Source organism: Streptomyces sp. NPDC054840 (genome assembly GCF_053611065.1).
In genome coordinates, this window is the sequence record NZ_JBSGZP010000297.1 from 1 (window position 1) to 8,536 (window position 8,536).

Annotated in this window: 5 protein-coding genes; 4 read left to right on the forward strand and 1 reads right to left on the reverse strand. The window is 73.0% G+C overall.

The window, feature by feature from the left end:
- The 3 genes from ACWGIU_RS21065 to ftsH all read left to right on the forward strand — a co-directional run.
- Positions 1 to 2,332 (forward strand): [protein-PII] uridylyltransferase (locus ACWGIU_RS21065; RefSeq protein ID WP_453707962.1); only part of this gene is annotated, 2,332 nt, incomplete at its 5' end.
- 335 nt (positions 2,333 to 2,667) lie between these two features.
- Positions 2,668 to 4,239 (forward strand): signal recognition particle protein, encoded by a 1,572-nt coding sequence (gene ffh, locus ACWGIU_RS21070; RefSeq protein WP_453707964.1) that lies wholly within the window; start codon positions 2,668 to 2,670, stop codon positions 4,237 to 4,239.
- Positions 4,240 to 4,461: 222 nt separating this feature from the next.
- Positions 4,462 to 6,306: an ATP-dependent zinc metalloprotease FtsH gene (ftsH, locus tag ACWGIU_RS21075; RefSeq protein ID WP_453707970.1), complete on the forward strand. Its 1,845-nt coding sequence runs from the start codon at positions 4,462 to 4,464 to the stop codon at positions 6,304 to 6,306.
- Positions 6,307 to 6,316: 10 nt separating this feature from the next.
- Here the strand turns inward: ftsH and ACWGIU_RS21080 are convergent, their stop codons facing one another.
- Complete coding sequence (locus tag ACWGIU_RS21080) at positions 6,317 to 7,045, reverse strand: methyltransferase type 11 (protein ID WP_453707966.1); 729 nt, start codon at positions 7,043 to 7,045, stop codon at positions 6,317 to 6,319.
- Positions 7,046 to 7,176: 131 nt separating this feature from the next.
- On the opposite strand from ACWGIU_RS21080, the gene proS reads away from it, so the two are divergent.
- Positions 7,177 to 8,536: proline--tRNA ligase (proS, locus tag ACWGIU_RS21085; RefSeq protein WP_453707968.1), on the forward strand; the 1,360-nt coding region annotated here is incomplete at its 3' end.

An 8,536-nucleotide genomic window follows, 5' to 3' on the forward strand; every position in this document is an offset into this window, starting at 1 on the left:
GTCCGGGCCTTCGCGCCGTTCCGCCCTGGCCGGGCTGACCGACGAATGGCTGAACGCCCTGTTCACGGCCGCCGTGCGGGAAACGGGCGTCCGCGGCGCCGCCCTGGTGGCCGTCGGTGGCTACGGGCGCGCCGAACTCTCCCCGCGCAGCGACCTCGACCTGGTGCTGCTGCACGACGGCAAGGCGGAGCCGCAGGCGCTGAGCGCGCTCGCCGACCGCCTCTGGTACCCGGTGTGGGACCTCGGCCTCGCCCTCGACCACTCGGTACGGACCCCCGGCGAGGCCCGCCGGACCGCCGCCGATGACCTCAAGGTGCACCTCGGCCTGCTGGATGCCCGCGCCGTCGCCGGTGACGCCGGACTCCTCGCCGGCCTGCGGACCTCCGTCCTGGCCGACTGGCGCAACCAGGCGGCCAAAAGGCTCCCGGAACTGCACTCCCTGTGCCGCGAGCGGGCCGAGCGGTCCGGGGAACTGCGCTTCCTGCTCGAACCCGACCTCAAGGAGGCCCGCGGGGGGCTGCGCGACGTCACCGCGCTGCGGGCGGTTGCGGCGTCCTGGCTGGCCGACGCCCCGCGCGAGGGCCTCGCCGAGGCCCGGCGACGGCTCCTGGACGCCCGGGACGCCCTGCACCTCGTCACTGGCCGGGCCACCGACCGGCTCTCCCTCCAGGAACAGGACCAGGTCGCCGCCCAGCTCGGACTCCTCGACGCGGACGCACTGCTGCGCGAGGTGTACGAGGCCGCACGCGTCGTCGCCTACGCCGGCGACGTGACCTGGCGCGAGGTCGGCCGCGTCCTGCGGGCCCGCGCCGCCCGGCCCGGACTCCGCGGACTGCTGGGCACCCGCGGCGACCGGGTGCCCGCGCGGGCACCCCTGGCCGAAGGCGTGGTCGAGTCCGACGGCGAGGCCGTCCTGGCCCTGGCCGCACGCCCCGACCGCGATCCCGTCCTCGCCCTGCGGTTCGCCGCGGCCGCCGCGCAGGCGGGTCTGCCCGTCTCCCTGCACGCCGTACGCAGACTCGCGGCGCAGGGGAAACCGCTCCCTGTGCCCTGGCCTGCCGAGGCCCGCGAGCAGCTGCTGACCCTGCTGGGGGCGGGGGAGCCGACGGTGGCGGTGTGGGAGGCCCTGGAGGCCGAGGGCCTGATCACCCGGCTGCTCCCGGACTGGGAGCGGGTGCGCTGCCGCCCCCAGCGCAATCCCGTCCACACCTGGACGGTGGACCGGCACCTGATCGAGACGGCGGTGCGGGCCTCCGCCCTCACCCGCCGGGTCGGCCGCCCCGACCTGCTGCTGATGGCCGCGCTCCTGCACGACATCGGCAAGGGCTGGCCGGGCGACCACTCGGTGGCCGGCGAGACCATCGCCCGCGACGTCGCCGCCCGCGTCGGCTTCGACCCGCACGACGTCGCCGTGCTCGGGGCGCTCGTACGGCACCACCTGCTGCTGATCGACACCGCCACCCGGCGTGACCTCGACGACCCGGCCACGGTCCGTGCGGTCGCCGAAGCCGTGGGCTCGGTGGGCACGCTGGAGATACTGCACGCCCTGACCGAGGCGGACGCCCTGGCCACCGGGCCGGCCGCGTGGAGCGCGTGGCGGGGATCGCTCGTGGCGGACCTCGTCGCGCGGGTCGCCGCCGTACTGCGCGGCACGGCCCCGGCGGCCGGCGAACCGGAGATCCCGACCACCGAACAGGAACGCCTGGCCGTGGAGGCCCTGCGCACCGGGGAACCGGTCCTGGCGCTCCAGGCCCGCCAGGAGGAGGACGCGGTCGGCGTGGACCTCGTCGTCGCCGTTCCCGACCAGCCGGGGGTCCTCCCGGCGGTGGCCGGGGTGCTGGCCCTGCACCGGCTCACCGTACGGGCGGCCGATCTGCGCTCCATGGAGCTCCCGGACCGGCTGGGCGAGGTCCTGGTGCTGCGCTGGCGGGTGGCGGCGGAGTACGGCGCGCTGCCGGAGGCCGCCCGGCTCCGTACCGACCTGGTCCGCGCCCTGGACGGCTCGCTGGACGTCCCGGCGAAGCTGGCCGACCGCGAGGCCGCCTACCCGCGCCGGCGCGGGGTGGTCCCGCCGCCGCCCCGGGTCACGGTGGTCCCGGACGTCTCGGCCCTGGCCACCGTCCTGGAGGTGCGCGCGCCGGATGCGGTAGGCCTGCTGCACCGGATCGGCCGGGCACTGGAGTCCCAGGGCGTCCGGGTCCGCAGTGCGCACGTCTCCACGCTGGGCGCGAACGCGGTGGACACCCTGTACGTGACCACCCACGAGGGCAAGTCCCTGGACCCCCAGGAGGCGGTGTCCCTGGCCGGCCTGGTGGCAGCTGCCCTGTCGTAGCGCGGGGGCCGCTGCGCGGAGCGGTCCCCTGGCCGCCCTTCCACCCCTCCCCGGGGCTCCGCCCCGGACCCGGCCGTCAAACGCCGGGCAGGCCGGATCTGCGCGGCACATTCCGGCCCCGTCGGCGTTTGAGGGGCGGGGTGCGGAGCGGAGTCCCGGTCTCGAAGCCGCACGTGACCACTGAGGCGGGCACAATCCGGCCTCCCCGGCGTCTGAGGGGGTGGGGCCCGGGGGCGGAGCCCAGGGGAATGACGACCACAGGGCCGGATGGGCGGCCGGGCCGGATACCCTGGGGGACGACCACAACGCCCCCGACCCGAGGAATCGCGACCACCGTGTTCGATACGCTCTCCGACCGCTTGGCGAATACCTTCAAGGGCCTGCGCGGCAAAGGCCGGCTGTCCGAGGCTGACATCGACTCCGCGGCCCGGGAAATCCGTATCGCGCTCCTCGAGGCCGACGTCGCCCTCCCGGTCGTCCGCTCCTTCATCGCGAACGTCAAGGAACGCGCGCGCGGTGAAGAGGTCAGCAAGGCCCTGAACCCGGGCCAGCAGGTCCTGAAGATCGTCAACGACGAGCTCGTCACCATCCTCGGCGGCGAGACCCGGCGGCTGCGCTTCGCCAAGACCGCCCCCACCGTGATCATGCTGGCCGGTCTCCAGGGTGCCGGTAAGACCACCCTCGCCGGAAAGCTCGGCCTCTGGCTGAAGGGGCAGGGCCACGCCCCGCTGCTGGTCGCGTGCGACCTCCAGCGCCCCAACGCCGTCAACCAGCTGAGCGTCGTCGCCGAGCGCGCCGGCGTGGCCGTGTACGCGCCCCAGCCCGGCAACGGCGTCGGCGACCCGGTCCAGGTCGCGAAGGACTCCGTCGAGTACGCGCGGACCAAGCAGTACGACATCGTCATCGTCGACACCGCCGGCCGCCTCGGCATCGACTCCGAGCTGATGCAGCAGGCCGCGGACATCCGCGACGCCGTCAGCCCCGACGAGATCCTCTTCGTCGTCGACGCCATGATCGGCCAGGACGCGGTCAACACCGCGGAGGCCTTCCGCGACGGCGTCGGCTTCGACGGCGTGGTGCTGTCCAAGCTCGACGGTGACGCCCGAGGCGGTGCCGCGCTCTCCATCGCGCACGTCACCGGCAAGCAGGTCATGTTCGCCTCGAACGGCGAGAAGCTCGACGAGTTCGACGCGTTCCACCCCGACCGCATGGCGGGCCGGATCCTCGACATGGGTGACATGCTCACCCTCATCGAGCAGGCCGAGAAGACCTTCTCGCAGGCCGAGGCCGAGAAGATGGCGGCCAAGCTCGCCAAGGGTCCCAAGGAGTTCACGCTCGACGACTTCCTGGCCCAGATGGAGCAGGTCCGCAAGATGGGCTCCATCTCCAAGCTGCTCGGCATGCTGCCCGGCATGGGGCAGATCAAGGACCAGATCAACAACATCGACGAGCGTGACGTCGACCGCATGGCCGCGATCATCAAGTCGATGACCCCCGGCGAGCGCCACGACCCGACGATCATCAACGGCTCGCGCCGTGCCCGTATCGCCAAGGGCTCCGGTGCCGAGGTCAGCGCGGTCAAGTCGCTGGTCGAGCGGTTCTTCGAGGCCCGCAAGATGATGTCCCGCATGGCCCAGGGCGGCGGCATGCCGGGCATGCCCGGCATCCCCGGGATGGGCGGCGGCCCCGGCCGGCAGAAGAAGCAGGTCAAGCAGGCCAAGGGCAAGCGCAAGAGCGGCAACCCGATGAAGCGCAAGGAAGAGGAGGCCGCAGCCGCGGCCCGCCGGGAGCAGGGCCCGCAGGCGGTCGAGCCCGCGGCCGGCGGCAACCCGTTCGGCCTCCCGGCGGGCGGCCAGGACGGCGGGGACTTCGACCTTCCGGACGAGTTCAAGAAGTTCATGAAGTAGCACCCGCGCAGAGGGGTGAGGAGGGCCCCGGCCGTGTTCGCACGGTCGGGGCCCTGCTGTTCTCCGCCGGGGCGACGGCCCGATCCATCCCTTATCGTCGGCCGGGAGGATGGCAGAAGGAGGCCCCCCGTGCCCAGCCCCACCCCCGTACCTCCCCGCGACAGGGCCGACACACCGTGGCGCTCGGAAGGCGCACCGCCCGCCGCTCCGCCGAAGCGGCGGATGCCCGGCGGCTGGCGGGGGCTGATCCTCACCGCGCTGATCGTCTACCTGCTGGCCAACCTGGTGCTCTCCTTCTTCAACGAGGGGGACGAGCCGACGGTCTCGTACACCGAGTTCAGCAAGCAGGTCGCCGCCGGCAACGTCTCGAAGATCTACTCCAAGGGCGACGCCATCCAGGGCGAGCTCAAGTCCAAGCAGCCGCTGCCCGACGGCGACAAGGGCGACTACACGAAATTCGTCACCCAGCGCCCGGCCTTCGCCGACGACGCGCTGTGGGCCGACCTCACCAAGCAGAACGTCACCGTCACGGCCTCCCCGGTCGTCGTGCAGCGCAGTTTCCTGGCCAACCTGCTGCTCTCCCTCGCCCCGATGCTGCTGCTGGTCGTCCTGTGGGTGGTCATCGCCCGCCGGATGGGATCCGCGGCGGGCGGCATGGGCGCGCTCGGCCGCAAGGCCCCGCCCAAGCCGGTGGAGCTGGAGACGGGCGCCCGCCGGACCACCTTCCAGGACGTGGCGGGGATCGACGAGGTCGAGGAGGAGCTCAACGACGTCGTCGACTTCCTCAAGAACCCGCAGGAGTACCGGAAGATGGGCGCCCGGATGCCCGGCGGAGTCCTGCTCTCCGGTCCGCCCGGCACCGGCAAGACCCTGCTGGCGCGGGCGGTCGCCGGGGAGGCCGGGGTGCCCTTCTTCTCCGCCTCCGCCTCCGAGTTCATCGAGATGATCGTCGGGGTCGGCGCCTCCCGGGTGCGCGAACTCTTCGCCGAGGCGCGCAAGGTGGCCCCCGCCATCATCTTCATCGACGAGATCGACACCATCGGACGGGCCCGCGGCGGCGGCAACGCCATGGGCGGCCACGACGAACGCGAACAGACCCTCAACCAGATCCTCACCGAGATGGACGGCTTCTCCGGATCGGAGGGCGTGGTCGTCCTCGCGGCCACCAACCGCGCGGACGTCCTGGACCCGGCGCTCACCCGCCCCGGCCGCTTCGACCGCATGGTGGTCGTCTCCCCGCCCGACCGGGGCGGCCGCGAGGCCATCCTGCGCATCCACACCCGGGACATCCCGCTCGCCGAGGGCGTCGACCTGGGACACGTGGCCCGCACCACCCCCGGGATGACCGGGGCGGACCTGGCCAACCTGGCGAACGAGGCCGCGCTGCTGGCCGTCAAACGCCGGCAGACGCAGGTGACCCGGGCGGATCTGTCGGACGCCCTGGAGAAGGTCCAACTGGGAGCCGAGCGGCCGCTTGTCATGCCGGAGGAGGAACGCCGCCGCACCGCCTACCACGAGAGCGGCCACGCCCTGCTCGGCATGCTCCAGCCGGGCGCCGACCCGGTCCGCAAGATCACGATCGTGCCCCGCGGCCGGGCGCTGGGCGTCACCCTCTCGACCCCGGACGCGGACCGGTACGCCTACACCGAGCAGTACCTGCGCGGCCGCATCATCGGCGCGCTCGGCGGCATGGCGGCCGAGCACGTCGTCTACGACGTCATCACCACCGGCGCCGAGAACGACCTGGAGCAGGTCACCAACATCGTCCGCGGCATGGTCGGCCGCTGGGGCATGAGCGAACGGATCGGCCGACTCACCGCGATCCCCTCGGACGGACAGGGCCCCTACGGACTCTCCGCCGCCCCCGCCACCCTCGACGCGGTCGACCACGAGATGCGGCGCATCGTGGACGAGTGCTACGTGGAGGCCTGCCGCCTGCTGCGCGAACACCGGCCGCAGCTGGACGCCCTGGCGGAGGCCCTCCTCGCCAACGAGACCCTGGACGAACCGGCCGCCTACGCCGCCGCGGGCATCGCGCGGCCGGCGAAGGGGCACGGCACCGACTGAGGAGCGGCCGTCAGTCCACCCGGGCGATCACGTACCGGAAGATGTTCGGCAGCCACACGGCGCCGTCGGGTCGCTCGAACGGGTGAAGCGCCTCGGCCAGTTCCTTCTCCGCCAGCACGGAATCCGCCTCGAAGGGCGCGGCGCCGGCCGCTCCGGCGGAGCCGGTGCTCGCACCGGGGTAGAGCCCGGTCGACAGCAGTCCGCGTACCGCGCTGTCCACGTCCGCGTACCCGAACGGGCAGAACACCCGCCCGGAACCGTCCGGCCGGAGCCCGGCCCGCTCCACCAGCGCGTCCAGGTCCCGCGGCGCGGGCCCGCCGCCGAGGACCGAGGGCACCGTGCAGCGCTCCGCGGGGCCCCAGTCGGCCAGCACCACCGCCCCGCCGCGGCGGACCGCGGGCAGGGCAGCCGCCAGAGCCGCGGGGGCCGGGGAGAAGGCGAGCAGGGCGTCGTACGCGTGAGGCGGGGACAGTGGCCCGGGCGCGGCCGCCAGGACGTCCAGCAGCCGTTCACGGGCCAGCGCCCGCCGGGCCGGATCCGCCTCCACGCCCGTGGCCACGGCTCCCCGCCCGGCCGCCAGCAGCAGGGCCAGCCCAGCCCCGCAGTCCAGGCCGAGCAACCGGTCTCCCGGCCCGACCTCCAGTCGGTCGTAGACCGCCTCGTACAGAGGTACAAGCATCCGTTCCTGGATCTCCGCCCAGTCCCGGGCGGCGAGCGTCGCCGTCGGCGTCGGTGTCATCGAAAGAGCGCTCCTGATTCCGTGTCGCCCCCTGGCCCCCGTTGCCAGAGAACTCCCCATTCGCCCCCACGTCCAGAGGAGCGCGGCACCCGATTCACGCATCGTGCGCCGGGCGCCGTACGATTCGCGGCATGGCAAAGGCACCCGTTCTCACCCCGCAGGCGGAGGATTTCCCCCGCTGGTACCAGGATCTGATCAACAAGGCCGAGCTGGCCGACAACGGTCCGGTCCGAGGCACCATGGTCATCCGACCGTACGGCTACGGCCTGTGGGAGCGGATGCAGCAGGAGATGGACGCGCGCATCAAGGACGCGGGCGCCCAGAACGCGTACTTCCCGCTGTTCATCCCGCAGTCTTACCTGACGAAGGAAGCCGAGCACGTCGAGGGCTTCGCCCCCGAGCTCGCGGTCGTCACGCACGGCGGCGGCAAGGAGCTGGATGAGCCGGTCGTCGTCCGGCCCACCTCCGAGACGATCATCAACGACTACTTCTCCAAGTGGGTCCAGAGCTACCGCGACCTGCCCCTGCTGATCAACCAGTGGGCCAACGTGGTCCGCTGGGAGATGCGCCCGCGCGTGTTCCTCCGTACGAGCGAGTTCCTCTGGCAGGAGGGCCACACCGCCCACGCCACCTACGAGGACGCCCGCGACTACGCGGCCCGCATCCACACGGACGTCTACGGCGACTTCATGACGAACGTGCTCGGCATCGACGTCGTGCTCGGCCGCAAGACCGCCAAGGAGCGCTTCGCCGGCGCCATCAACACCCTCACCCTCGAGGGCATGATGGGCGACGGCAAGGCCCTGCAGCTGGGTACGAGCCACGAGCTCGGCACCAACTTCGCCAAGGCCTTCAACACCCAGTACCTGTCGAAGGAAGGCAAGCAGGAGCTCGTCTGGCAGACCTCGTGGGGCGTCTCGACCCGCATGGTCGGCGGCCTGATCATGTCCCACGGCGACGACAACGGCCTGCGGGTCCCGCCGCGCCTCGCGCACGTCCAGGTCGTCGTCATGGCGATCAAGGGCGACGAGGCCGTGGCGAAGGTGCGTGAGCTGGGTGCCCAGCTGAAGGCCGCCGGTCTGCGGGTGCAGGTCGACGACCGCGTCGACACCCCCTTCGGCCGCCGCGCCGTGGACTGGGAGCTCAAGGGCGTACCGGTCCGCATCGAGATCGGCCCCCGCGACCTGGAGGCCGGCACCGCGATGCTGGCCCGCCGGATCCCGGGCGGCAAGACCCCCGTGCAGATCGACGCCCTCGCCGACCTGCTGCCCAAGGTGCTGGACGAGGACCAGGCGCAGCTGCTGCGCGAGTCCCGCGAGCGCCGTCTGGCCCGTACGTCCGACGTCGCGACCATCGAGGAGGCCGCCGAGGCCGCCGTCGCCGGTGGCTGGGCGCGGATCCCGTGGGCCGACCTCGGCCCCGAGGGCGAGGCGAAGCTGGCCGAGCAGGCCGTCTCCGTGCGCTGCCTGATCGCCGAGGACGGGTCGGTCC

Excerpts from the sequence above, each read along its gene's own strand:
- ftsH (WP_453707970.1), top strand. The coding sequence starts at position 4,462 with ATGCCCGGCGGCTGGCGGGGGCTGATCCTCACCGCGCTGATCGTCTAC.
- ACWGIU_RS21080 (WP_453707966.1), bottom strand. The coding sequence starts at position 7,045 with ATGACACCGACGCCGACGGCGACGCTCGCCGCCCGGGACTGGGCGGAG.